23 protein-coding genes are annotated in these 23199 nt (G+C 71.1%); 5 read left to right on the top strand and 18 right to left on the bottom strand.

Annotation, left to right across the window (positions count from 1 at the left end):
• Positions 1-143: 143 nt before the first annotated feature.
• Genes dnaG through dusB form a run of 3 tightly spaced genes read right to left on the bottom strand, consistent with a single transcriptional unit; the run spans position 144 to position 4516 of the window.
• The gene (gene dnaG / locus DSM26151_RS06860; RefSeq protein ID WP_234661656.1) at positions 144-2033 is read right to left on the bottom strand and encodes a DNA primase; all 1890 of its coding nucleotides are present in this window, start codon (positions 2031-2033) and stop codon (positions 144-146) included.
• A 48-nt stretch (positions 2034-2081) separates the two neighbouring features.
• Positions 2082-3350 (bottom strand): deoxyguanosinetriphosphate triphosphohydrolase, encoded by a 1269-nt coding sequence (locus DSM26151_RS06855; protein ID WP_407651035.1) that lies wholly within the window; start codon positions 3348-3350, stop codon positions 2082-2084.
• Complete coding sequence (gene dusB / locus DSM26151_RS06850) at positions 3347-4516, bottom strand: tRNA dihydrouridine synthase DusB (RefSeq protein ID WP_234661654.1); 1170 nt, start codon at positions 4514-4516, stop codon at positions 3347-3349. Before dusB ends, DSM26151_RS06855 begins: the two co-directional genes overlap by 4 nt.
• 84 nt (positions 4517-4600) lie before the next feature.
• On the opposite strand from dusB, the gene DSM26151_RS06845 reads away from it, so the two are divergent.
• Positions 4601-5086: an aminoacyl-tRNA deacylase gene (locus tag DSM26151_RS06845; protein WP_234661653.1), complete on the top strand. Its 486-nt coding sequence runs from the start codon at positions 4601-4603 to the stop codon at positions 5084-5086.
• 202 nt (positions 5087-5288) lie between these two features.
• Here the strand turns inward: DSM26151_RS06845 and DSM26151_RS06840 are convergent, their stop codons facing one another.
• From DSM26151_RS06840 to recO, 3 genes are read right to left on the bottom strand one after another with little or no spacing between them, the layout of a single operon-like run.
• Positions 5289-5954, bottom strand: a complete 666-nt coding sequence (locus DSM26151_RS06840; RefSeq protein ID WP_234661652.1) for a DsbA family oxidoreductase — start codon at positions 5952-5954, stop codon at positions 5289-5291.
• A gap of 51 nt (positions 5955-6005) precedes the next feature.
• Complete coding sequence (locus DSM26151_RS06835) at positions 6006-6818, bottom strand: isoprenyl transferase (RefSeq protein ID WP_234661651.1); 813 nt, start codon at positions 6816-6818, stop codon at positions 6006-6008.
• Entirely contained in the window at positions 6815-7552 is a 738-nt protein-coding gene (gene recO / locus DSM26151_RS06830; protein ID WP_234661650.1) for a DNA repair protein RecO, read from the bottom strand. Before recO ends, DSM26151_RS06835 begins: the two co-directional genes overlap by 4 nt.
• Before the next feature lie 89 nt (positions 7553-7641).
• Here recO and DSM26151_RS06825 point away from each other — a divergent pair, with 89 nt between their 5' ends.
• A complete protein-coding gene (locus DSM26151_RS06825) occupies positions 7642-8385 on the top strand; it encodes an SDR family oxidoreductase (RefSeq protein WP_234661649.1) in 744 nt (247 codons plus the stop codon).
• A gap of 36 nt (positions 8386-8421) precedes the next feature.
• Positions 8422-9081 carry a trimeric intracellular cation channel family protein gene (locus DSM26151_RS06820; RefSeq protein WP_234661648.1) on the top strand — a complete coding sequence of 220 codons (660 nt, stop codon included), beginning with the start codon at positions 8422-8424 and terminating at the stop codon, positions 9079-9081.
• 86 nt (positions 9082-9167) lie between these two features.
• On the opposite strand, the gene leuA is transcribed toward DSM26151_RS06820, so the two are convergent.
• From leuA to hrcA, 9 genes are all read right to left on the bottom strand, one after another.
• Complete coding sequence (leuA, locus tag DSM26151_RS06815) at positions 9168-10943, bottom strand: 2-isopropylmalate synthase (RefSeq protein ID WP_234661647.1); 1776 nt, start codon at positions 10941-10943, stop codon at positions 9168-9170.
• A 193-nt stretch (positions 10944-11136) separates the two neighbouring features.
• Positions 11137-12030, bottom strand: a complete 894-nt coding sequence (gene era / locus DSM26151_RS06810) for a GTPase Era (RefSeq protein ID WP_234661646.1) — start codon at positions 12028-12030, stop codon at positions 11137-11139.
• Entirely contained in the window at positions 12027-13346 is a 1320-nt protein-coding gene (locus DSM26151_RS06805) for a hemolysin family protein (protein WP_234661645.1), read from the bottom strand. Before DSM26151_RS06805 ends, era begins: the two co-directional genes overlap by 4 nt.
• 2 nt (positions 13347-13348) lie before the next feature.
• Positions 13349-13810 (bottom strand): rRNA maturation RNase YbeY, encoded by a 462-nt coding sequence (gene ybeY / locus DSM26151_RS06800; RefSeq protein WP_234661644.1) that lies wholly within the window; start codon positions 13808-13810, stop codon positions 13349-13351.
• The gene (locus DSM26151_RS06795; protein ID WP_234661827.1) at positions 13807-14841 is read right to left on the bottom strand and encodes a PhoH family protein; all 1035 of its coding nucleotides are present in this window, start codon (positions 14839-14841) and stop codon (positions 13807-13809) included. Before DSM26151_RS06795 ends, ybeY begins: the two co-directional genes overlap by 4 nt.
• Before the next feature lie 76 nt (positions 14842-14917).
• Entirely contained in the window at positions 14918-15274 is a 357-nt protein-coding gene (locus DSM26151_RS06790) for an HIT domain-containing protein (RefSeq protein ID WP_234661643.1), read from the bottom strand.
• Positions 15275-15298: 24 nt separating this feature from the next.
• A complete protein-coding gene (locus DSM26151_RS06785; protein WP_234661642.1) occupies positions 15299-16033 on the bottom strand; it encodes a 16S rRNA (uracil(1498)-N(3))-methyltransferase in 735 nt (244 codons plus the stop codon).
• A gap of 13 nt (positions 16034-16046) precedes the next feature.
• On the bottom strand, positions 16047-17150 hold the full coding sequence (dnaJ, locus tag DSM26151_RS06780) for a molecular chaperone DnaJ (protein WP_234661641.1): 1104 nt from the start codon (positions 17148-17150) through the stop codon (positions 16047-16049).
• A 58-nt stretch (positions 17151-17208) separates the two neighbouring features.
• A complete protein-coding gene (gene hrcA / locus DSM26151_RS06775) occupies positions 17209-18228 on the bottom strand; it encodes a heat-inducible transcriptional repressor HrcA (protein ID WP_234661640.1) in 1020 nt (339 codons plus the stop codon).
• 178 nt (positions 18229-18406) lie between these two features.
• On the opposite strand from hrcA, the gene DSM26151_RS06770 reads away from it, so the two are divergent.
• On the top strand, positions 18407-18841 hold the full coding sequence (locus DSM26151_RS06770; RefSeq protein ID WP_234661639.1) for a DUF4870 domain-containing protein: 435 nt from the start codon (positions 18407-18409) through the stop codon (positions 18839-18841).
• Positions 18842-18946: 105 nt separating this feature from the next.
• Positions 18947-19390 (top strand): DUF4870 domain-containing protein, encoded by a 444-nt coding sequence (locus tag DSM26151_RS06765; protein ID WP_234661638.1) that lies wholly within the window; start codon positions 18947-18949, stop codon positions 19388-19390.
• Here the strand turns inward: DSM26151_RS06765 and hemW are convergent.
• Genes hemW through lepA form a run of 3 tightly spaced genes read right to left on the bottom strand, consistent with a single transcriptional unit; the run spans position 19387 to position 23123 of the window.
• Entirely contained in the window at positions 19387-20619 is a 1233-nt protein-coding gene (gene hemW, locus DSM26151_RS06760; protein WP_234661637.1) for a radical SAM family heme chaperone HemW, read from the bottom strand. The two genes, DSM26151_RS06765 and hemW, sit on opposite strands and share 4 nt — an antisense overlap.
• Entirely contained in the window at positions 20619-21257 is a 639-nt protein-coding gene (locus DSM26151_RS06755) for a DUF1990 family protein (protein ID WP_234661636.1), read from the bottom strand. The genes hemW and DSM26151_RS06755 overlap by 1 nt, the downstream gene beginning before the upstream one ends.
• A 9-nt stretch (positions 21258-21266) precedes the next feature.
• Positions 21267-23123, bottom strand: coding sequence for a translation elongation factor 4 (gene lepA / locus DSM26151_RS06750; RefSeq protein ID WP_234661635.1), 1857 nt, complete (start codon positions 23121-23123; stop codon positions 21267-21269).
• Positions 23124-23199 lie beyond the last annotated feature (76 nt).

Below are 23199 nucleotides of genomic sequence, written 5' to 3'. Positions count from 1 at the left end.
CTGTCGAGTGGGATCGCGCAGGCGGGTTCGCCGCGGCGCGATCGCGTATCTTCCAGAGCTAGCACAGCGAGCTGGTCGCGCGGGGGTACGCGAGGCCCCCCGAAGCTCGAATGTGACCGATCTGCAACCTTCGACGGTACGGGTCAGTCGCTGCGGAGGCTGCGCCGTTCGCGCTCGATCTCGACGAGGGCACGTTGGATCATCGTGTACGCCGCAGTGTCTGCCGGATCGGTGCGTTGCAGGCGACCGAGCAGCTCCTGCTTCTGGCGGAGCAGCTCGCGATGCACGAGGGACTCGACGACACCGCGGGCCCAGCCGAGCAGTTCGGCCTCGTTGCGCTGCGGCACGGGCAGCACGGCGAGCTGCTGCACGACGGCGGCGAACGGCGCGGGCACCTCGGCGACGACGCGGTCGACGGCGACCGGCGTCGCCGCGCTCCGGCCCGGAGCGGATGCCGAGTCCAGCACCGATGCGATCCCGTCGCGCACCGCGGCCAACGTGCCGTTGCCGAACCGGCAGTCCACGCCGTGGCGGAGCAGGTCCTCGCCCACCAGCTCCGGGTACTGGAGCATCGCCTGCAGCGCGTCGCGTTCGAGCCGGGTCGCCGGATCCCCAGGCAGGTCGGTGATCGAGTACGGGCGTTCCACGGGCGCCGGCTCCGCAGGTGCGCTCTCGCCCGGGCGGACCCCCGCCTGCGGCATCCGCTGCCCGCCGTTCGGCGCGCCCGCGCGGCGCACCGCGCGACCGACCTCGTCGAGCTCCATGCCGAGCATGCGCGCGAGCTCGCGCGTGTACCCGGGCCGCAACGCGGGGTCGCGGATCTCCGCGACGACCGGCGCGGCCGCGCGGAGCGCAGCGACCCGGCCCTCGACGGTCTCGAGGTCGAACCTCGCGAGCGTGTGCCGGATCACGAACTCGAACATCGGCGTCCGCGCCTCCACGAGCGAGCGCACCGCGGCGTCGCCTCGCGCGAGCCGCAGGTCGCACGGGTCGAGCCCGTCGGGAGCGACCGCGACGAACGTCTGCGCCGCGAACCGCCTCTCTTCGGCGAACGCGCGCATCGCGGCCTGCTGGCCGGCCGCGTCGCCGTCGAAGGTGAACACGACCTCGCCGTCGGCCGAGTCGTCGCCGAGCACGCGTCGGAGCACCTTGATGTGATCGACGCCGAACGACGTGCCGCACGTCGCGATCGCGGTCGTCACCCCCGCGAGGTGGCACGCCATGACATCGGTGTAGCCCTCGACGACCACGACGCGGTGCGTCTTCGAGATCTCGCGCTTGGCCAGGTCGAGCCCGTAGAGCACCTGCGCCTTGTGGTACACGGCCGTCTCGGGGGTGTTCAGGTACTTCGGCCCCTGGTCGTCCTCGAGCAGTCGCCGCGCACCGAATCCGACCGTCTGCCCGGTGACGTCGCGGATCGGCCAGATCAGCCGACCCCGGAACCGGTCGTACACGTTCCGGTCGCCCTGCGAGACCAGCCCCGACGCGGTGATCTCGTCGGTCGTGAACCCCTTGCCGCGCAGGTGCTTGGTGAGCGCGTCCCAGCTCTTCGGCGCGAACCCGACGCCGAACCGCCTCGCCGCCTCGGCATCGAACCCGCGCTCGCCGAGGAACCGGCGGCCGACCTCGGCCTCGGGAGAGGTGAGCTGCGCGATGAACCAGTCCTCGGCGGCACGGTTCGCCGCGAGCAGCCGCGCCCGGTTGCCCGGGCCCTCGTGCGAGCCGCCGTCTTCGTAGTGAAGCTCGTACCCGACCCGTTCGGCGAGGCGTTCGACCGCCTCGGTGAAGCTGACGTGGTCCATGCGCTGCAGGAACGTGTACACGTCGCCCGACTCGCCGCAGCCGAAGCAGTGGTAGTAGCCCAACTGCGGGCGCACGTGGAAGCTCGGGCTGCGCTCGTCGTGGAAGGGGCACAGGCCCTTCATCGAGCCGACGCCGGCGGACTTCAGCGCCACATGCTCGCCGACGATGTCGGCGATGTTCGTGCGGGACTTGACCTCTTCGACATCGCTCTGTCGAATACGGCCCGCCATGACGCCAATCCTATTGCGCGGATGCCGCCGGCGGACCCGTCCGGCCCGTCACCGTTGCACGAGCCGTTCGTGCCACGCGAGCGCGGACTGGTCGGTGAGGCTCGCGACCTGGTCGACGACGACGCGCCTGCGGCCCGGGTCGTCGCTCGCACCCGCCCAGTCCTCGGCGAAGCCGCGGTCGAGGTCGGCCCCGCCGCGCTCCCAGAGCGCGTCGGCGAGGCCCGTCAGCACCTCGCGCTGCTGCGAGTAGATGGGCCTGCGGGTGCCGCGCTCCATCACGAACGCCGCGACGATGCCCTTGAGCACCGCGATCTCGGCCTGGATGTCGCGGGGTACCACGACATCCGCATCGAAGCGGATGAGGCTCGCGACCGGGTGGTGCGCGCGCGTCGCCTCCGTCGCGGCATGCGCGAACCGGCCGATGAGCTGGCTCGTGAGGTTCTTCAGGGCCGCCTGGTCGCGGCGGCTGCCCGACCACTCGGAGATCCACGCGTCGAGCGAGTCGAGCCGGTCGAACGCCGCGACGAGCTCGTCGTGGTCGATCGTCCCGCCGACCCAGTCGTACATCGAGGTCACGAGCTCGTCGTGGTCGACCCTCCGGCCGAGCGCCGCCACGTCGATGTAGCCGCCCACGATCGCATCCTCGAAGTCGTGCACCGAGTACGCGATGTCGTCGGAGAGGTCCATCACCTGCGCCTCCACGCACAGGCGCCGCTCGGGCGCACCGCGACGCATCCACTCGAACACGTCGACGTCGTCGTCGTAGAAGCCGAACTTCGTCCGTCCGCTCGGGTCGCCCACCCCGGAGGCCGCGGGCCACGGGTACTTGCAGCTCGCGTCGAGGCTCGCCCGCGTGAGGTTCAGCCCGAGCGGGCGCCCCTCGGGCGAGAACACCTTCGGCTCGAGGCGCGCCAGCAGCCGAAGCGTCTGCGCGTTGCCCTCGAACCCGCCGATGTCGGCGGCCCACGCGTTCAACGCCTTCTCGCCGTTGTGGCCGAACGGCGGATGCCCCAGGTCGTGCGCGAGGCAGGCCGTGTCGACCACGTCGGGGTCGAGTCCGATGCTCTCGGCCAGTTCCCGGCCGACCTGCGCGACTTCGAGCGAGTGCGTCAGGCGGTTGCGCGCGAAGTCGAGCCCCGAGGTCGGGCTGAGCACCTGCGTCTTCGCGGCGAGCCGGCGCAGCGCACTCGAGTGCAGCAGCCGCGCGCGGTCGCGCGCGAAGTCGCTTCGGCGCCGGTTCTCGTGCTGTTCGGGCAGGAAGCGCTCGGCATCGGCCTCGTCGTAGCCGCCGAAGAGTCGGTCGCGCACGCCGGTCAGCCGCCGCTCGTGTCGAGTTCGGCGCCGACGAGGGTCGCCCGGTCGTGGCCCGCCAGGTCTTGCGACGCGAGCCACCCGTCGGGCAGGGCCGGGTTCTTCGGCGTGCCGGCCCGGCCGCGCGGACCTTCGGCGCCCTCGCCCGGGTAGGGCATCGACCAGTCGAGCGTTCCGAGCAGGTCGTCCAGGTGCGCGAGGGTGTCGACGGTCGCGAGCTTGGCCCGGAGGTCGCCGCCCACCGGGTAGCCCTTGAAGTACCAGGCGACGTGCTTGCGGATGTCGCGGCATCCGCGCTCCTCGCTGTCGAAGAACTCGGTCAGCAGTTCGGCGTGCCTGCGGAAGGTCTGCGCGACCTCGCCGAGCGTCGGCTGGAACAGCGACGCCGACCCGTCGGCCAGCTGCCCCCGGAACCCCGCGGCGAGGTCGCCGAAGAGCCACGGCCGCCCGAGGCATCCGCGCCCCACGACCACGCCGTCGCACCCGGTCTGCTCGACCATCCGCAGCGCGTCGTCGGCCGACCAGATGTCGCCGTTGCCGAGCACGGGCACGCTCGTGACGGTCTCCTTGAGCTTCGCGATCGCCGGCCAGTCGGCGTGACCGGAGTAGAACTCGCTCGCGGTGCGCGCGTGCAGCGCGATCGACGCGACGCCCGCCCCCTCGGCGATGCGCCCCGCCTCGAGGTAGGTGAGGTGGTCGGCGTCGATGCCCTTGCGCATCTTCACCGTGAGGGGGATCTCGCCCGCGGCCTTCACCGCGCCCTCGACGATGTCGCGGAACAGGCCGGTCTTCCACGGCAGCGCCGCTCCCCCGCCCTTGCGCGTGACCTTCGGCACGGGGCATCCGAAGTTCAGGTCGATGTGGTCGGCCCGGTCCTCGGCTACGAGCATCGTGACCGCCTCGGCGACCGTCTTCGGGTCGACGCCGTAGAGCTGGATCGAGCGCGGAGTCTCGGATTCGTGGTGCGTGATGAGGCGCATCGACTCGGGCGTGCGCTCGACGAGCGCGCGGCTCGTGATCATCTCGGAGACGTACAGGCCCGCGCCGAACTCGCGGCAGAGCCGCCGGAACGCGGTGTTCGTGATGCCCGCCATGGGCGCGAGCACGACCGGCACCTCGAGGTCGAGGCCGCCGATCGAGAGCGGGCGGGCTGGGGTCGTGGTCGTTGGCATCGCTGTCGATTCTCCCAGACACCGGCCGGGAGTCGCCCGCCACGCACGTAGGATGCCGGTCAGGGCAGCAGCCGGGAGGTCGGGATGGCGCGATTCGAAGGGCTCGACGGCGTCGAGCGGGTGCGAGCGGATGCCGCGGCGCGGGGCCTCGACATCGACGTGATCGAGCGCCCTGCCGCGCGCAGCCTCGAGGAGGCCGCGGAGATCCTCGGCATCACGCCTGCCGACATCGTCAAGTCGCTCGTGGTCAAGCGCAGCGACGACACGTTCGTGTTCGCCCTCGTGCCCGGCGGCCGCAAGATCAGCTGGCCGAAGCTGCGGGGCCTGCTCGGCGTGAACAAGCTGCAGCTTCCGGACGCCTCGCTCGCACTCGCCGCGACCGGCTACGAACGCGGCACGATCACGCCGCTCGGCTCGCACACCGAGTGGCCCGTGGTCGCGGACGCGTCGATCGCCGGCCGCCGCGTCTCGATGGGCGCCGGCGAGCACGGCCGCAGCCTGTTCGTCGACGCCGACGCCCTCATCGCCGCGCTCGACGCCACCGTCGCCGACATCACCGACCCCGAGTAACGCGCGCTCTGCCGCTGGGCGCCCGGCTGGCCTGCCGCTCGTCGGACGATCCGCGCGACGCGCCGGGCGGATGCGGCGTGTTACGCGGAATCCCCGACGACCGGCAGCACGCACGCGTCGCCCTCGCAGACGAATGCGCTCGGGTCACCCGCCACCATCGTGAACGGCGCGGGCGCGCCATCCGCTGCGGCACTGTCGCGGTTCACGCCGCTTCCCCGTCGCGCTCGCCGGCGACCTGGGTGAGCGCCTGCGCGAACACCTCGGCCGGCTGCGCGCCCGACACGCCGTACTTGCCGTCGATGACGAAGAACGGCACGCCCTGGATGCCGTACGCGCGGGCCTGGGCGATGTCGGCCTGCACGTCGTCGGCATAGCGGCCCGACTCGAGCGCGTCGCGGGCCTCGGCGGCGTCGATGCCGAGCTCCTCGGCCCAGCCCACGAGCTCGTCGATGCGGTTCACGCGACCGCCGTCGGTGAAGTACGCCTTCATGAGGCGCTCCTTCATCTCGAGCTGCTTGCCGTGCGCCTTGGCGAGGTGCAGCAGTTCGTGGCCCTTGAGCGTCTTCGTGTGCGCGACGTGCTCGAAGTGGTACTCGAGGCCGGCCTTCGCGGCGACGTCCGTCACATGCTGCATCATCTGCTCGACCTGCTCGACGGGCATGCCCTTCTTCGCCGAGAGGTACTCCACGGTCGATCCCTCGAAGTCGAGCGGGGTGTCGGGCGAGAGCTCGTACGAGTGGTACTCGATCTCGACGTCGGGCGCGTCCGCGCCGAGCGAGGCGATGCCCGCCTCGAGGTGCCGCTTGCCGATGTAGCACCACGGGCAGGCGATGTCGGACCAGATGTCGATCTTGATGGGGGAAGTCACGTTGAGGCCCAACGGATGCCGGTGCTCACGTATTCCCGTCCCGGCATCCGCTCACGGCGCCGTGGCGTCGGGCGCGTCCACCGCGCCGCCGAAGCGGCGGTTGCGCGACGCGTACAGGTCGATCGCATGCCAGAGGTCGCGGCGCGAGAAATCGGGCCAGAGCGTGTCGAGGAACACCATCTCGGCGTACGCCGACTGCCAGAGCAGGAAGTTCGACGTGCGCTGCTCCCCCGAACTGCGGACGAACAGGTCGACGTCGGGCATGTCCGGCACGTAGAGGCGCCGCTCGATGAGCTTCTCCGATACCGCGGACGGCTTCAGCCGACCCGCCGCGACCTCGTCCGCGATCGAGCGCACGGCGTCGACGAGCTCGTTCCTGCCGCCGTAGTTGACGCACATCGTGAACTGGAGGCCGGTGTTGCCAGCGGTCAGCCGCTCGGCGACCTGCAACTCGTCGACGACCGACTTCCAGAGCCGCGGCCGACGGCCCGCCCACCTGATGCGCACGTTCCACTCGTTGAGCTGGTCGCGACGGCGGTGCAGCACGTCGCGGTTGTAGCCCATGAGGAAGCGCACCTCGTCGGGGCTGCGCTTCCAGTTCTCGGTCGAGAACGCGTAGACCGACAGGTGCTTCACGCCCGCCTGGATCGCGCCCGCGACCACGTCGAGCAGCACCTCCTCGCCGGCCTTGTGCCCCTCGATGCGGGTGAGGCCCTGCCGGTTCGCCCAGCGCCCGTTGCCGTCCATGACGATCGCGACGTGCCCGGGCACGGCTCCCTTCGGGAACGCCGGCGGGTGCACGCCCGTCCAGTCCAGCGGACGGTAGGGCACCGCGTCCTTGTGCGTGTAGGGCTTCGGGGTCACTCTGGTGCCGCTCCTCGGGAGACGTGGGTGAGCGAGCGCAGTCCGCGCTCGAGGTGCCATTGCGCGTAGGCGGCGACGATGCCGCTGGCCTGCGAGCGATCGCGGGCGGATGCCGCCTCGGCGACGTTCCAGTCACCGGAGAGCAGCGCGCCGAGCAGGTCGACCGTCGTCGGCGCGATGCGGGGCGAGCCGGGTGGCGCGCAGTCGCCGCACACGACGCCGCCGAGCTGCACGACGACCGCGGTGTGCGGCCCGGCGGTGCCGCACCGCGAGCAGTCCTCGAAGCTCGGCGCCCACCCGGCGATCGCGAGGGCGCGCAGCAGGTACGAGTCGAGCGTCAGGTCGGGGCCGTGCTCACTGCGGCTGAGCGAGCGCAGCGCGCCCACGAGCAGCAGGTACTGCTGGAGCGACCCCTCGGCCTCGGTGAGTCGGTCGGCAGCTTCGACCATGGCGTTCGCCGCCGTGTACGCCGCGTAGTCCTGGCTGATCTCGGCGCCGTAGGCGCCGATCGTCTCGGCCTGGGTGATGACGTCGAGCGACCGACCCTCGTAGAGCTGCAGGTCGGCGACCATGAACGGTTCGAGGCGGGAGCCGAACTTCGAGGCGGTGCGCCGGACTCCGCGCGCCACGGCGCGGACCTTGCCGTGACGCCGCGTGAGGAGCGTCACGATGCGGTCGGCCTCGCCGAGCTTGTGCGTGCGCAGCACGACGGCGTCATCTCGGTACACGGGCACGGATCGATTCTCCCACCGCGACGGTGCCGCCGGCCCGCATGCCGGCGCACGGCGCCGGGAAGCCGGTTTCGATCGTGCAGAATGTGCTGGTGGCCTCGACGTCGCCGATCCTCGTCACCGGGGGAACCGGATCCCTCGGGCGCGCCGTGGTGCGCCGACTCGCGGCCCGGGGCGACGACGTGCGCGTGCTGAGCCGCTCGGGCGCCGCGGGAACGGTTCTCGGCGACCTCACCACGGGCGAGGGCGTGGCGGAGGCGCTCGACGGCGTCGGCGTCGTGATGCACCTCGCGACGACCAATCGCGACGACACCGAGATGACGCGCACGCTCGTCCGCTCCGCGGAGCGCTCGGGCCGGCCGCGCATCCTGTACTCCTCGATCGTCGGCATCGACCGGATCCCGCTCGCCTACTACGGCGGCAAGCGCGCCTCCGAACGCATCATCGCCGAATCCCGGCTGCGCTGGACGACCCAGCGCACGACGCAGTTCCACAACCTGGTCGCGTCGATCTTCCAGATCCAGCGCTTCTCCCCCGTGATCATGGCGCCCGCGTTCCGGTACCAGCCCATCGCCGTCGAAGACGTCGCCGCGCGCCTGCTGCAGCTCCTCGACGACGACGTCGTCGGCATCGCACCCGACATCGGCGGACCCGAGGTCCGCACGGCTCGAGACCTGGCCCGGGCGTGGCTCCGCGTTCGCGGCTTGCACCGCGCGACCGCGACCTTCCGCCTGCCGGGCACCCGGTTCGCGGCGTTCAGCGCCGGCGAGAACCTCGTCCCCGGCGAACCGTACGGGCACATGCGGTTCGAGGAGGCGCTCGCCGCCGCGCGCTGACGCGAGCCGCGGCATCCGTCGTGGTAGAACCGGTCCATGACCGTCGCGGCCTTCACCATCCCGTTCTGGGCCGACCTCGCGGCGGTCGGCATCGGCGCGCTCCAGGGCGCGATGTTCGCGGCGCGCATCAAGGAGCACCGCATCGACCTGCTCGGCGTCGCGCTCATCGGCGTCCTCGTCGGCCTCGGCGGCGGGCTGCTGCGCGACCTCCTGCTGAACCAGCTCCCTGCCGCGATGCGCAGCAACTGGTACCTCGTCATCGCGAGCGCCGCAGCGCTCATCGGCATGCTGCTCCTGCAGCTGTTCGACCGGCTCAACTCGCTGATCATCGCGCTCGACGCCGTCACGATCGGCCTGTTCGCGGCGATCGGGACGTCGAAGGCGCTCGCGAGCGGCCTTCCCGAGGTGCCCGCGATCTTCGTGGGCGTGGTCGCCGCAGTCGGCGGCTCGATCCTGCGCGACGTGACCCTGAACCTGCCCATCGCGCTCATGCACGTCGGGTCGCTGTACGCCGTCGCCGCGGGCGCCGGGACGGCGCTGCTCGTGGTGCTCGTCCTGCTCGGGACGAACATCCTCGTCGCGGCGACGGCGTGCGTGGTCGTGACGACGGTCATCCGCCTGCTGTCGGTCCGGTTCGGGTGGAGCCTTCCCGAGCAGCGCGCGATCGGCAGCTGGCGGGTGTGGCGCCGGAGCTGACCGGGGCACCGGAGCTGACCGGGGGCACCGGAGCTGACCGAGGGGCACCGGCCGCGACGACCCGCGACCGGTGCTCGCCCGGACGGTCAGGCCAGGGCCGGCTCGCTCGCGCCGTCGAGCACGCGCGCGGCGCGCAGGGCCCGGTTCACGGCGGACACGACGGCCTTGAGCGACGCCGTCGAGATGTCCGCGTCGATGCCGACGCCCCACAGGGTGCGGCCGTCGACCTGGCACTCGACGTACGCCGCGGCGATCGCGTCGCCGCCGGAGGACATCGCGTGCTCGCTGTAGTCGAGCACGCGGACCTCGACGCCCTCCGATGCCAGGACCGAGAGGAACGCCGCGACGGGGCCGTTGCCCGACCCGTCGGCGTCGACGCGCTCGTCGCCGTCGCGCAGGCCGACGCGGACGCGCACCTCGCCGGTCAGGTCGCTCTCGCTGCGCATCGAGAGCAGCTCGAAGCGGCCCCACTTGGCGCCGTGGCGTTCCTCGGGCGCGGGCAGGTACTCGTCGGTGAAGATCGCCCAGATCTGCTCGCTCGTGACCTCGCCGCCCTCGGCGTCGGTCTTGGCCTGCACGACGCCCGAGAACTCGATCTGGAGGCGACGCGGCAGGTCGAGCGCGTGGTCGGACTTCAGCAGGTACGCGACGCCGCCCTTGCCCGACTGCGAGTTGACCCGGATCACGGCCTCGTAGTTGCGGCCGATGTCCTTCGGGTCGACCGGCAGGTACGGCACGGCCCAGACCAGGTCGTCGACGGTTCCGCCGCGCTCGGCGGCGCGGGCCTCCATCGCCTCGAACCCCTTCTTGATCGCGTCCTGGTGCGAACCGGAGAACGCCGTGTAGACGAGGTCGCCCGCCCACGGGCTGCGCTCGTGCACCGCGAGCTGGTTGCAGTACTCGGCGGTCCGCTTGATCTCGTCCATGTCGGAGAAGTCGATCTGCGGGTCGATGCCCTGCGTGAACAGGTTCATGCCGAGCGCGACGAGGTCGACGTTGCCGGTGCGCTCGCCGTTGCCGAACAGGCACCCCTCGATGCGGTCGGCGCCGGCCAGGTAGCCCAGCTCGGCCGCCGCGACCGCGGTGCCGCGGTCGTTGTGCGGGTGCAGCGACAGGATGACGTGCTCGCGATGGTTCAGGTGCCGGCTCATCCACTCGATCGAGTCGGCGTAGACGTTGGGCGTGGCCATCTCGACGGTCGCGGGCAGGTTGATGATGACGTTGCGTTCGGCGGTGGGCTCGAGCACCTCGAGCACCTGGTTGCACACGTCGACGGCGAACTCGAGCTCGGTGCCGGTGTAGCTCTCGGGCGAGTACTCGTAGTACACGGTCGTCCCCGGGACGCTCGCCTCCATCTCGCGGCACTTCCGGGCGCCGTGGAGGGCGATGTCGATGATGCCCTGCCGGTCGGTGCGGAAGACGACCTCGCGCTGGAGCACGCTCGTCGAGTTGTACAGGTGCACGATCGCCTGCTTCGCGCCGCGGATCGACTCGTACGTGCGCTCGATCAGGTGGTCGCGCGCCTGGGTCAGGACCTGGATCGTGACGTCGTCGGGGATGGCCCCCTCGTCGATCAGGCTGCGAACGAAGTCGAAGTCGGTCTGGCTCGCGCTCGGGAAGCCGACCTCGATCTCCTTGTAGCCCATCCGCACGAGCAGGTCGAACATGATGCGCTTGCGTTCGGGGCTCATCGGGTCGATGAGCGCCTGGTTGCCGTCGCGCAGGTCCACGGCGCACCAGCGCGGTGCGACCTCGATGCGCTTGGCGGGCCAGGTGCGGTCGGGCAGGTCGACGCGGATCTGCTCGTGGAACGGACGGTACCGGTGCACCGGCATCGGCGACGGCTTCTGGTGGTTCTGCATTGGGTGCTCTTCTCGCGATTCGGGGGTTTCAGCCGACGACGAACTCCGCAGCGAGGGAGGCCTGTGAACTAGGACTCGCTGCGGCGGCTAAGGAGAAGCAGGCCGTGAAGCACGCGACAAGGCTAACACCGTCGCCGAGGCTGGGGGCAATCGTGACGGATGCCGCGTGCGGCTGCCCCGACGCCGCCCGGGCTCAGAACCCCAGGCGGCCGAGCTGCTTCGGGTCGCGCTGCCAGTCCTTGGCGACCTTCACGTGCAGGGCCAGGTGGATCCTCCGGCCGAGCAGCGCCTCGATCTGCGCGCGCGCGTCGGCGCCGACCTGCTTGAGCCTGGCCCCGCCCTTGCCGATGATGATGCCCTTCTGGCTGTCGCGCTCGACGTACACGTTGGCGTACACCTCGAGGAGGTCCTTGTCTTCGCGTTCGATCATGTCGTCGACCGTGACCGCGATCGAGTGCGGCAGCTCGTCGGAGACGCCCTCGAGCGCGGCCTCGCGAACGAGTTCGGCGATGCGTTCCTCGAGGTCCTCGTCGGTCGTCGCCTCGGCCGGGTACAGCGGCTGCTCCGAGGCGGGCATGAGCGCGAGCAGTTCGTCGACCAGCACGTCGAGCTGCTCGCCCCGCGGCGCCGAGACCGGGATGACGGAGTCCCATTCGCGCAGCTTCGACACCGCGAGCAGCTGCTCGGCGACGCGCGCCTTGCCCGTGGCATCCGTCTTCGTCACGATCGCGACCTTGCGGGCCCGCGGGTACTGGTCGAGCTGGTCGTTGATGAAGCGGTCGCCGGGGCCGATCGCCTCGTTCGCGGGCACGCAGAAGCCGATCACGTCGACGTCGCCCAGGGTGGTCTGCACGAGCGTGTTCAGGCGTTCGCCGAGGAGGGTCCGCGGCCGGTGCAGCCCGGGCGTGTCCACGACGATGAGCTGGCCGTGCGGTCGGTGCACGATCCCGCGGATGGCACGGCGGGTCGTCTGCGGCTTGGAACTCGTGATCGCGACCTTCTCGCCGACGAGCGCGTTCGTGAGCGTCGACTTGCCCACGTTCGGGCGCCCGACGAAGGAGACGAATCCGGCTCGGTACTCGGTCATGGTCGCGTCCCCTCATCGGTGGTGCCCGTGTCGGCCGCGAACGCGGCCCGCACGTCGATCAGCGCCTGGTCGGCCTCGACCAGGACGGTCGCGATGCGCTTGCGGCGACCCTCGGTCCGTTCGGCTTCGAGCAGCAGCCCGCTCACGCCCACCCGGTCGCCGGTGACCGGCAGGTGGCCGAGGCCCTTCGCGAGCAGCCCGCCGACGGTGTCGACGTCCTCGTCGTCGAGGTCGAGCCCGAACAGTTCGCCGAGCTCGTCGACCGGCAGGCGCGCGTTGACCCGGTACCGGCCCTCGGAGAGCTGCTCCACCTGCGCGGCCTCGCGGTCGTACTCGTCGGAGATGTCGCCCACGAGCTCCTCGATGAGGTCCTCGAGCGTGACGAGCCCCGCGATGCCGCCGTACTCGTCGACGACCATCGCGAGGTGGTTGGACTCGAGCTGCATCTGCCGCAGCAGCGCATCCGCGCCCATCGACTCGGGCACGAACGTCGCCGGCCTGACGAGGTCGGCGACGGTGACGGTCGCGGCGTCGAGCGGGCGCTCGAAGCCGAGACGGGCCAGGTCCTTCAGGTAGAGGATGCCGGCGATGTCGTCGGCCTCGCGGTCGACGACCGGGATGCGCGAGTAACCCTCCTTCAGGAACAGGGCCATCGCCTGCGGCAGGTGCGCCGCGGTCTCGATCGTGACCATGTCGGTGCGCGGCACCATGACCTCGCGCACCAGCGTGTGGCCGAACTCGAACACCGAGTGGATGAGCTCGCGATCGGCCTGCTCGAGCACCTCGAGCTCGGTGGCCTCGTCGACGATGCTGAGCAGCTGCTCTTCGCTCGAGACGCCCGCGAACCGGATGCGGCCCGGCGTGACCCGGTTGCCGAGCGAGACGAGCGCGCCGGCGAGCGGGCCGAGCAGCACGCGCACGAACCGCACGATCGGCGCGGCGAATCGCAGCACCGCGGCCGCGTGGGTCCGGCCGACGCTGCGCGGGCTCGCCCCGACGAGCACGAAGGAGATGCCGGTCATGATGAGCGCCGACACGAGCAGCACGAGCCAGACGTCGTCGAGGATGAACGTGAACGCGAGCGTCACGAGGACCGCAGCGGTCGTCTCGGCGAGGATGCGCATGAAGTTCACGGCGTTCACGTGCGCGCCCGGATCCTCGGCGATCGCCCGCAGCGATCGTGCGGCGCGCGCGCCGAACGACAGGTCGACGAGGTCGGCACGGCTGGTCACGCCGATGGCGGCATCGACGGCGGCCATGAGTCCGCCGAACGCGACGAGGACGAAGGCCGCCCCCAGGAAGAGCCAGGGAAGCATGGTCAGCGGCGCCGCTCCTGCATCGAGAATCCGACGAGGATGTCGCGCTGGATGCCGAACATCTCCTTCTCCTCCGCAGGTTCTGCGTGGTCGAATCCGAGCAGGTGCAGCACGCCGTGCGTGGTCAGCAGCAGCAGTTCGTCGAGCAGGGTGTGCCCGGCCGCTGCGGCCTGCGACTCGGCGACCTGCGGGCACAGCACCACGTCGCCGAGCAGGCCGGCCGGCGCCGGCTCGTCCTCGGTCCCCGGCCGCAGCTCGTCCATCGGGAAGCTCAGCACGTCGGTCGGTCCGGGCTCGTCCATCCACTGCACGTGGAGCTGCTCCATGGCGCCCTCGTCGACCAGCACGATCGCGAGCTCGGCATCGGGGTGCACGTGCATCGCATCGAGGGCGTACACGGCGAGCCGTTGGAGGGCGGCCTCGTCGACCTCGACGGCCGACTCGTTGTTGATCTCGATGCTCACGGCATCCTCTTCCTGGGCAGGTGGTCGCGGGGGGCGGGGGCGCCGCGGCGCTCGGCCCCGCGGCGCTCGGCGCGGTTGGCGAACTCGCGCGCCTGCTCGCGCTCGTAGCGCTGCGCCTGCGACCGCTGGTCGTGCTCGGTGTAGGCGTCGACGATGCGGGCGACGAGCGTGTGCCGGACGACGTCGTCGCTCGTGAGCCGGGCGAAGTGGATGTCGTCGATCCCGTCGAGGATCCGCGTCACCAGGCGCAGCCCGCTCGACCCGCCCGGCAGGTCGACCTGGGTGATGTCCCCCGTGACGACCATGCGCGATCCGAACCCGAGCCTGGTCAGGAACATCTTCATCTGCTCGGGCGTCGTGTTCTGCGCCTCGTCGAGGATGACGAACGAGTCGTTCAGCGTCCGGCCCCGCATGTACGCGAGCGGCGCGACCTCGACGGTGCCCGACGCGAGCAGCTTGGGCACGAGTTCGGGATCCATCATCTCGTTGAGCGCGTCGTAGAGCGGGCGCAGGTACGGGTCGATCTTGTCGGTGAGCGTGCCCGGCAGGAAGCCCAGCCGCTCTCCCGCCTCGACCGCGGGACGCGTCAGGATGATCCGGCTGACCTCCTTGCGCTGGAGCGCCTGCACGGCCTTCGCCATCGCCAGGTACGTCTTGCCGGTTCCGGCCGGGCCGATGCCGAACACCACGGTGTTCAGGTCGATCGCGTCGACGTAGGCGCGCTGGCCCTCGGTCTTCGGCCGGATGGACCGGCCGCGACTGGAGATGATGACCTGTCCGAGCTGCTCGGACGGCTTGGCGTTCGGGTCTGCTTCGAGCATTCGGGCCGAGCTCCTCACTTCGATCGGGGTGGGTTCGCCGCCGCTGCGGACGAGTTCGAGCAGTTCCTCGATGAGCCGGCGCACCCGACCCCGCTCGTCGGCGTCGCCGCGGATCGCGATCTCGTTGCCGCGCACGTGCACGTCGACGCCGGGGAACTCGCGCTCGATGGTCGTGAGCAGTCGGTCCTGCGGCCCGAGGAGGCGCACCATCGCGATTCCGTCGATCCGGAGGCGATCCTCTTCGCCCCGCGCGTCGGCTCCGGTGGGCGCGGTCGCCTCAGCCTCGTCAGCCGCCAAGCGATCCCTCCTTCAGGCCGCCCCCGAGGACGTGGGCGTGCACGTGGAACACGGTCTGGCCTGCGGCGGGGCCGGTGTTGAAGATCAGCCGGAACTGCCCGTCTGCGAGGTCGTCGGCGATGCCCTTGGCCACCGAGACGAGCTCGGCGAGCAGTTCGGGGTCGTCGGCCGCGAGTTCGACGACGTCGCGGTGCCGGCCGATGCGGGGCGTGACGACCACGTGCACGGGCGCCTGCGGTGCGATGTCGTGGAACGCGATGACGCGTTCGGTCTCGGCGACCATCTTCGCCGGGATCTCGCCGGCCGCGATGCGCTCGAAGACCGTGGGCTCAGCCGTTCCGCTCATCCCACCATCGTAGCGACGGATGCCTCACCACCGCCCGAGCGCCACCGAGAGCACGGCGATCGCCGCTGGGCCCGCCGTGGAGGTGCGGAGGACGGGCTCGCCGAGCCGGACCGCCTCGGCGCCCGCCTCGACCAACCGCTCGATCTCGGCCGGGTCGATGCCGCCCTCTGGGCCGACGACGAGCGCGAGGTCGCGACCGTCGGGACGGATGTCGGCGAGCCGGGTCCGGGCGCCCGGCACGAGCAGCAGCATCCGCTCGCCCGCGAGCACGCCCGGAAGGCCACGGGTCGTCGCGACGTCCTCGACGACGGGCAGACGGGCGCGCAGGGACTGCTTGACGGCCTCGCGCACGATGCTCGCCCACCGCGCGCGACCCTTCGCTGCCTTCGCGCCCTCCCACCGCGACACCGACCGGCTCGCCGACCACGGCACGATGCGGTCGACGCCGAGCTCGGTCGCGGCCTGCACCGCGAGCTCGTCGCGGTCGCCCTTCGCGAGCGCCTGCACGAGCGTGAGACGCGGCGACGCCTCGGGTTCGTCGTCTACGGCCTCGACCTCGATCCGGAGCCGTCGCGGCTCGGCGACGGTGACCGGCCCGTGCACGACGCGACCGCGGCCGTCGCCGATCGAGACCTGCTCGCCGACGCGCAGCCGCGACACCGTGACGGCGTGCCGGGCCTCGTCACCGCCGAGTTCGACCGAATCGCCCGGCGTCGCCGTGGCGAGGTCCAGGGACTCGTCGAGGTAGCGGTGGCTCATCGATCCGACCCGGTCAGCCGAGGAACCGGTCGCGCAGGCGCGCGAACAGCCCCTGCTGGAAGTGCCCGAGCTCGGGCGACTTGGGCTTGCGCAGGGCCGCGAGCTGCTCGACGAGCTCGCGCTCCTTGCCGCTGAGCTTGGTGGGCGTGATCACGTGCACCGCGACCTTGAGGTCGCCGCGGCCGTTGCCGCGCAGGTGGGTGATGCCGCGGTCCCTGACCGTGAGGACGTCGCCCGACTGCACTCCGGAGCGCAGCTCGAGCTCGACGTCCCCGTCGAGGGCGGCGACCTTCGCGGTCGCTCCGAGCACGGCATCGGTCATCTGCACCTCGAGCGTGCAGAGCAGGTCGTCGCCGTCCCGACTGAACACCTCGTGGGTCTTCACCTTGATCTCGAGGTAGAGGTCGCCGTTCGGTCCGCCCGCGGGGCCCGCCTCGCCGGAGCCGGGCATCTGCAGTCGCACGCCGGTGTCGACACCGGCGGGCACGTCGACGGGGACCGTGCGACGCGCGCGGACGCGACCCTGCCCCTGGCAGGTCACGCACGGCGTGGCGATGATCGTGCCGTACCCGCGGCACGACCCGCACGGGCTCGAGGTCATGACGTTGCCGAGCAGCGAGCGCACCGCCCGCTGGATCTGCCCGCTTCCGCCGCAGATGTCGCAGCGCACGGGCGAGGTGCCGGGCTGGCAGCACGATCCGTTGCAGGTCTCGCACACGACCGCCGTGTCGACCTCGAGGTCGCGGTGCGTGCCGAAGATCACCTCGTCGAGGCCCACCTCGAGGCGGATCAGCGCGTCCTGGCCGCGCTCGCGGCGCGATCTCGGTCCGCGACTGCCCTGGCCCGCACCGAAGAACGTCTCGAAGATGTCGCCGAACCCGCCGAACCCGGCCGCTCCGCCGCCGAACCCGCCCTGGCCGCCGAGGTCGTACTGCTGCCGCTGCTTCGGGTCCGAGAGCACGTCGTACGCGTGCGTGACCTCCTTGAATCGCTCGGACGCCTCGGCGCCCGGGTTCACGTCCGGGTGCAGCTCGCGCGCGAGACGTCGGTAGGCCTTCTTGATCTCGTCCGGGGCGGCGTCGCGGGCGACGCCGAGGACCTCGTAGTGGTCGGCCACGTGAGGCGGATTCCTTTCGATCGCGATGGGCGGATGCCGCACGGCGGCACCCTCCGGTTCAGTTCTCGCCGAGTGTGCGGGAGAGGTATCGGGCGACGGCGCGGACGGCCGCCATGCTCTGGGAGTAGTCCATGCGGGTGGGGCCGACGACGCCGAGCCGCGACATGTCGCGACCGGGGACGGCGAAGGTGCTCGAGACGACCGAGGTCTCGCCGAGCCCGTAGGCGGCGTTCTCGCGGCCGATGCGCACCGCGAGCCCCTCGTCGGCGGCCATCTCGCCGAACAGCCGGAGGATGACGACCTGCTCCTCGATCGCCTCCATGACGCCGAGGATGCTGCCGGCGAAGTCCTGCTCGGTGCGCACCAGGTTCGCGGCTCCCGCGACGACGAGGCGGTCGGCCCGCGTCACCATGGCCTGGTCGGCGAGCGTCGCGGCGAGCGTGCGCAGGACCTCGGCGTGGGCCCGGTCGGCGTGGTCGGTCTCTGCGGACAGCGCGGTCGCGGCATCCGCCATCGTCAGGCCCGCCGAGATCTCGTTGAGCCGATCGCGCAGGCGCGCGAGCGTGCCCTCGTCGACCTCCTGGTCGAGTTCGGCGAGGCGCTGCTCGACCTGCCCGCTGTCCGAGATGAGGATGCACAGCACCCGCGTGGGCGCGAGCGAGACGAGTTCGACGTGGCGCACACGCGCGCGCGCGAAGCTCGGGTACTGCACGACCGCGAGCTGCCGAGTCAGCTGCGACACCAGCCGCACGGTGCGCCCGAGCAGCTCGTCGAGGTCGTGGGACTCGCCGAGGAAGGTCTCGATCGCGTGGCGCTGCGCCGGCGTCAGCGGGCGGACGTCGGCCAACCGGTCGACGAACACGCGGTAGCCCTTGTCGGTCGGGATCCGGCCCGAGGAGGTGTGCGGCGCGGCGATGAGCTCCTCCTCTTCGAGGAGGGCCATGTCGTTGCGGATGGTCGCGGCGGACACCCCGAAGTGGTGCCGCTCGACGATCGATTTCGAGCCGACCGGCTCGCGCGACGCGACGTAGTCCTGCACGATCGCCCGGAGCACTTCGAGGCTGCGTTCGGAGACCATGTCCCTCGCTTCCCTCGACCGATCCGGATGGCTCGTGGCTGGCACTCCGCCCACGTGACTGCTAATCATATCTCGACATCCGGTGCCTGCCCCGTTGCCGCCGGACCCGCCGCGCCGATAGCGTGTGCTTCGTCCCGCGGGAGGGTCGCCCCCGGCCGCCCGCAGAATCCCCGATCCCATGACCGAAAGGCCCGTCGTGACCGACTCGAACCTTCCTCCGCAGGACCCAGGCTCCCAGGGCGCGCCCGGCCCCGCCGCACCCCTGCCCCACGAACAGGATGTCCAGTGGGCGTCGTTCGCCCACCTCGGCGGCATCCTCGGCTTCCTGCCGTCGCTGATCATCTGGCTCGTGTTCAAGGACCGCGGCGCCTTCACGAACACCGAGGCGAAGGAGGCGCTGAACTTCCAGATCACCGCCGTGTTCGCCTACGTCGCGATCTTCATCGTCAACGCGATCCTCACGGCCGTCACGTTCGGCATCTGGGGCTTCATCGGCTGGATCCTGCCGCTCGCGCTCTGGGTCGCGGTCATCGTGTTCTCGGTGCTCGGCTTCATGCAGGCCAAGGACGGCAACCACTACCGCTACCCCTTCGCCATCCGCCTCATCAAGTAGCGCTCCGTCTCCTGCCGACGCGCCGGTCGAGTCGTCCTCGACCGGCGCGTCGTCGTGTGCCAGCATGAGAGCGTCCCTGCACGGCGCCGATCAGAGGAGCACAGCATGTCCGACGCACCGCCTCCCACACCGCCCACGCCGCCCGCAGGCGGACCGCCTCCCCCGCCGCCCGGCGGCCCGACGCCTCCGCCGCCCGGCGGCGGCTCCTACCAGCAGAGCCAGCCGCTCAGCCCGGCCGACGAGAAGCTGTGGGCCACGCTCATCCACATCGGCGGGATCCTCTTCGGGTTCCTCCCCGCGCTGATCGGGTACCTGATCCTGAAGGACAAGGGGCCGTTCATCCGGGAGCACACCGCGACCGCACTGAACTTCCAGATCACGCTGCTGATCGCCTACGTCGTCGGCTCGATCCTGACGTTCGTGATCATCGGCATCTTCCTGCTGATCGCCGCCTGGGTCTGCGCGATCGTGTTCGGCATCATCGCCGCGATCAAGGCCAACAACGGCGAGTACTACGTGTACCCGGTCGCGATCAAGTTCGTGAGCTAGGAGGCGCCCTCGAGCAGGCGTCGCACGACGGCGTCGGCCAGCAACCGCCCGCGGCGGGTGAGCGTCAGCCGCCCGGCGAGGGCGGTTCGCGCATCCACCAGTCCGTCGGCCATGAGCCCGGCGACCGCGTGCCTCCCGGCGGCGTGCAGGCTCGACACCTCGATGCCCTCGCGGATCCGGGCCGAGAGGAGCACCCGCTCGGTCTCGCGCGTCGCGTGATCGAGGCGCTCGCGGCCGACCGCGGGCGAGACGCCCGCGACCAGTCGCTCCGCGTAGGCCGCCGGGTGCTTCGCGTTCCACCACCGCACGCCGCCGACATGGCTGTGCGCCCCCGGCCCGACGCCCCACCAGTCGTCCCCGCGCCAGTACCCGAGGTTGTGCCGCGACCGGTGCGCGGGGTCCCTCGCCCAGTTCGACACCTCGTACCACTCGTAGCCGGCCCGAGCGAGCAGGTCGTCCGCGAGCTCGTACATGTCCGCTGCGAGGTCGTCATCGACCGCGGCGACCTCGCCGCGCCTGATCTGCCGGGCCAGCTTCGTCCCGTCCTCGACGATGAGCGCGTACGCGCTCACGTGATCGGGAGCCTCCTCGAGCGCCGCCTCGACGCTCGTGCGCCAGTCGGCCAGGCGCTCGCCGGGAGTGCCGTAGATGAGGTCGAGGCTCACGTCGAGACCCGCCTCGCGAGCCCACCGGACGACGAGCGGGATGCGGGCCGGATCATGGGTCCGGTCGAGCGTCGCGAGCACGTGCGGAACGGCCGACTGCATGCCGAACGACACGCGCGTGAAGCCCCCGTCCGCGAGCCGGCGGAGGTCATCGGCGTCCACCGAGTCGGGGTTCGCCTCCGTCGTGACCTCGGCACCGGGCGCGAGCCCGAACGCGTCGGTGATCGCCCCGAGCATGCGCACCAGGTCGGTCGCGGGCAGCAGCGTCGGCGTGCCGCCGCCGAAGAACACGGTCCCCGCCGCACGGTCGGGCACGCCCGACGCGGCGAGCACGCCGTGCGCGAACGCGACCTCGGCGATCGCCTGGTCGGCATACGCCGCCTGCGAGAGACCGCGGAGCTCCCCGGCCGTGTAGGTGTTGAAGTCGCAGTACCCGCACCGCACCCGGCAGAACGGAACATGCACGTACACGCCGAACGCGCGGGACGCGGCATCCGCCGTCGCACTCGCCGGAAGGAGTCCGTCGGCCGGCGCCGGATCCGCGATGGGCAGGGGCCCCGCCATCAGGAGGTGAACGCGGGATGCAGCGCGCGGAGCTCCCGCGTGGTCAGCTCGCGGCGTCGGCGACGCAGCACGGGAGCCAGGAGCCGACCCATCCGCCCGTGCGGTTCGAACGCGGAACGGATCGTCAGCCACACCGAGTCGTCGTCGCGGTGCTCGAGCACGAACGACTCCTCGCCATGCTCGCGCGACGGCCCCGCGGTGCCGATCGCGAACCCGACGCGGTTCGGCTCGTCGATCAGGTACACGACGAGGACCGGCGTCGAACGCCGCCGACGGCGCAGCGTCGCGGTCATCCCGGCGCTCAGGTACGGCGTGCCGTCGGCGGCGAACTTCTGCTCGGTCCGGGTGGCCGGCTGCTCGGGCAGCGGCGTGCCCGTCGCATCGTACGAGATGCCCGTGTACTGCGCACCCGTGCCCGGAGCGGCATCCGTCACGGTGAAGCCGGCCCCCTGCTGGATGCCCCACGTCATCAGGGACTCGGCCGACTGCTCGAACCGGTCCCGGCCCGAGCCCAGCCGCACCGAGTCCTCGGCCGCGGAGAACCCGGGCGGCGGGTACCGCAGCAGGTCGGGGTCGATGGTCGCCCCGATCGCGCCGTAGGTCACGGACTGGTCGGTGAAGGTGCTTCGACGGGCCACGATCTCCCCCTACTTCTTCGCATCCTTCTTCTCGGTCTCACCCGAGAGCGCCGCGATGAACGCCTCCTGGGGGACCTCCACGCGACCGACCATCTTCATGCGCTTCTTGCCCTCCTTCTGCTTCTCGAGCAGCTTGCGCTTGCGCGTGATGTCGCCGCCATAGCACTTGGCCAGCACGTCCTTGCGGATCGCGCGGATGTTCTCGCGCGCGATGATCCGCGCGCCGATCGCGGCCTGGATCGGCACCTCGAACTGCTGCCGCGGGATGAGCTCGCGCAGGCGCGTGGCCATCATCGTGCCGTACGCATACGCCTTGTCGCGGTGCACGATCGCGCTGAACGCGTCGACCTGCTCGCCCTGGAGCAGGATGTCGACCTTCACGAGGTCGGCGGCCTGCTCCCCCGCGGGCTCGTAGTCGAGCGACGCGTACCCGGCGGTCTTCGACTTGAGGTTGTCGAAGAAGTCGAACACGATCTCGCCGAGCGGGATGGTGTAGCGGATCTCGACCCGGTCCTCGCCGAGGTAGTCCATGCCGAGCAGGGTGCCGCGACGCGACTGGCAGAGCTCCATGATCGTGCCGACGTAGTCCTTCGGCGCGAGGATCGCGGCCTTGACGATCGGCTCGCGGACCTCGGCGATCTTGCCGCCGGTCGGGAACTCGCTCGGGTTCGTGACCGTGATCTGCTTCTTGTCTTCGGTCACGACCTCGTACACCACGCTCGGTGCGGTCGCGATGATGTCGAGGCCGAACTCGCGGCGCAGCCGCTCGGTCACGATCTCGAGGTGCAGCAGGCCGAGGAAGCCGCAGCGGAAGCCGAAGCCGAGCGCGACCGAGGTCTCGGGCTCGTACACGAGCGCGGCGTCGGAGAGCTTGAGCTTGTCGAGCGCCTCGCGCAGGTCGGGGTAGTCGCTGCCGTCGACCGGGTAGATGCCCGAGAACACCATGGGCAGCGGCTCGGTGTAGCCCGGCAGCGGTTCGGAGGCCGACTTCGTCGAGGTCGTCACCGTGTCGCCGACCTTCGACTGCCGGACGTCCTTCACACCCGTGATCAGGTAGCCCACCTCGCCGACGCTGAGCCCCTTGGTGGGGGTCGGCTCGGGCGCACTCACGCCGATCTCGAGCACCTCGTGCGTGGCCTTCGTCGACATCATCTGGATGCGCTCGCGCGGGTTCAGCTTGCCGTCGACCATCCGCACGTACGTGACGACACCGCGGTAGCTGTCGTAGACGGAGTCGAAGATCATCGCCCGGGCCGGGGCGTCCGCGTCGCCGGTCGGCGCGGGGATGCGCTCGACCACCCGGTCGAGCAGGTCTTCCACGCCGAGGCCGGTCTTGCCGGAGACCCGCAGCACGTCCTCGGGCGACCCGCCGATGAGGTCGGCGAGCTCGCGGGCGTACTTCTCGGGCTCGGCGGCCGGAAGGTCGATCTTGTTCAGCACCGGGATGATCTCGAGGTCGTTCTCGAGCGCGAGGTAGAGGTTCGCGAGGGTCTGCGCCTCGATGCCCTGCGCCGCGTCGACCAGGAGGATCGCGCCCTCGCACGCGGCGAGCGAGCGCGACACCTCGTAGCTGAAGTCGACGTGACCGGGCGTGTCGATCATGTTGAGCGCGTACGACGTGTCGCCGACCTGCCACGGCATGCGCACGGCCTGGCTCTTGATCGTGATGCCGCGCTCGCGCTCGATGTCCATGCGGTCGAGGTACTGGGCGCGCATGTCGCGGTCGGCGACCACCCCCGTGATCCCGAGCATGCGGTCGGCGAGGGTCGACTTGCCGTGGTCGATGTGCGCGATGATGCAGAAGTTGCGGATCAGCGCGGGATCGGTGGCGGCAGGCACCGGTGGATGGGCGGCTCTCGGAGACATCCCGTCGATTCTCCCATGCGGGCGATCCCACTTTCGACGGATGCCGCGCCGCGGGCCCGCGGCTACGCTGAACGAC

The organism is Agromyces marinus, assembly GCF_021442325.1.
Taxonomy (GTDB): Bacteria; Actinomycetota; Actinomycetes; order Actinomycetales; family Microbacteriaceae; genus Agromyces; species Agromyces marinus.
The sequence above is the reverse complement of the archived record's forward strand: the minus strand, read 5'-3'. Positions and strand labels throughout refer to the sequence as shown.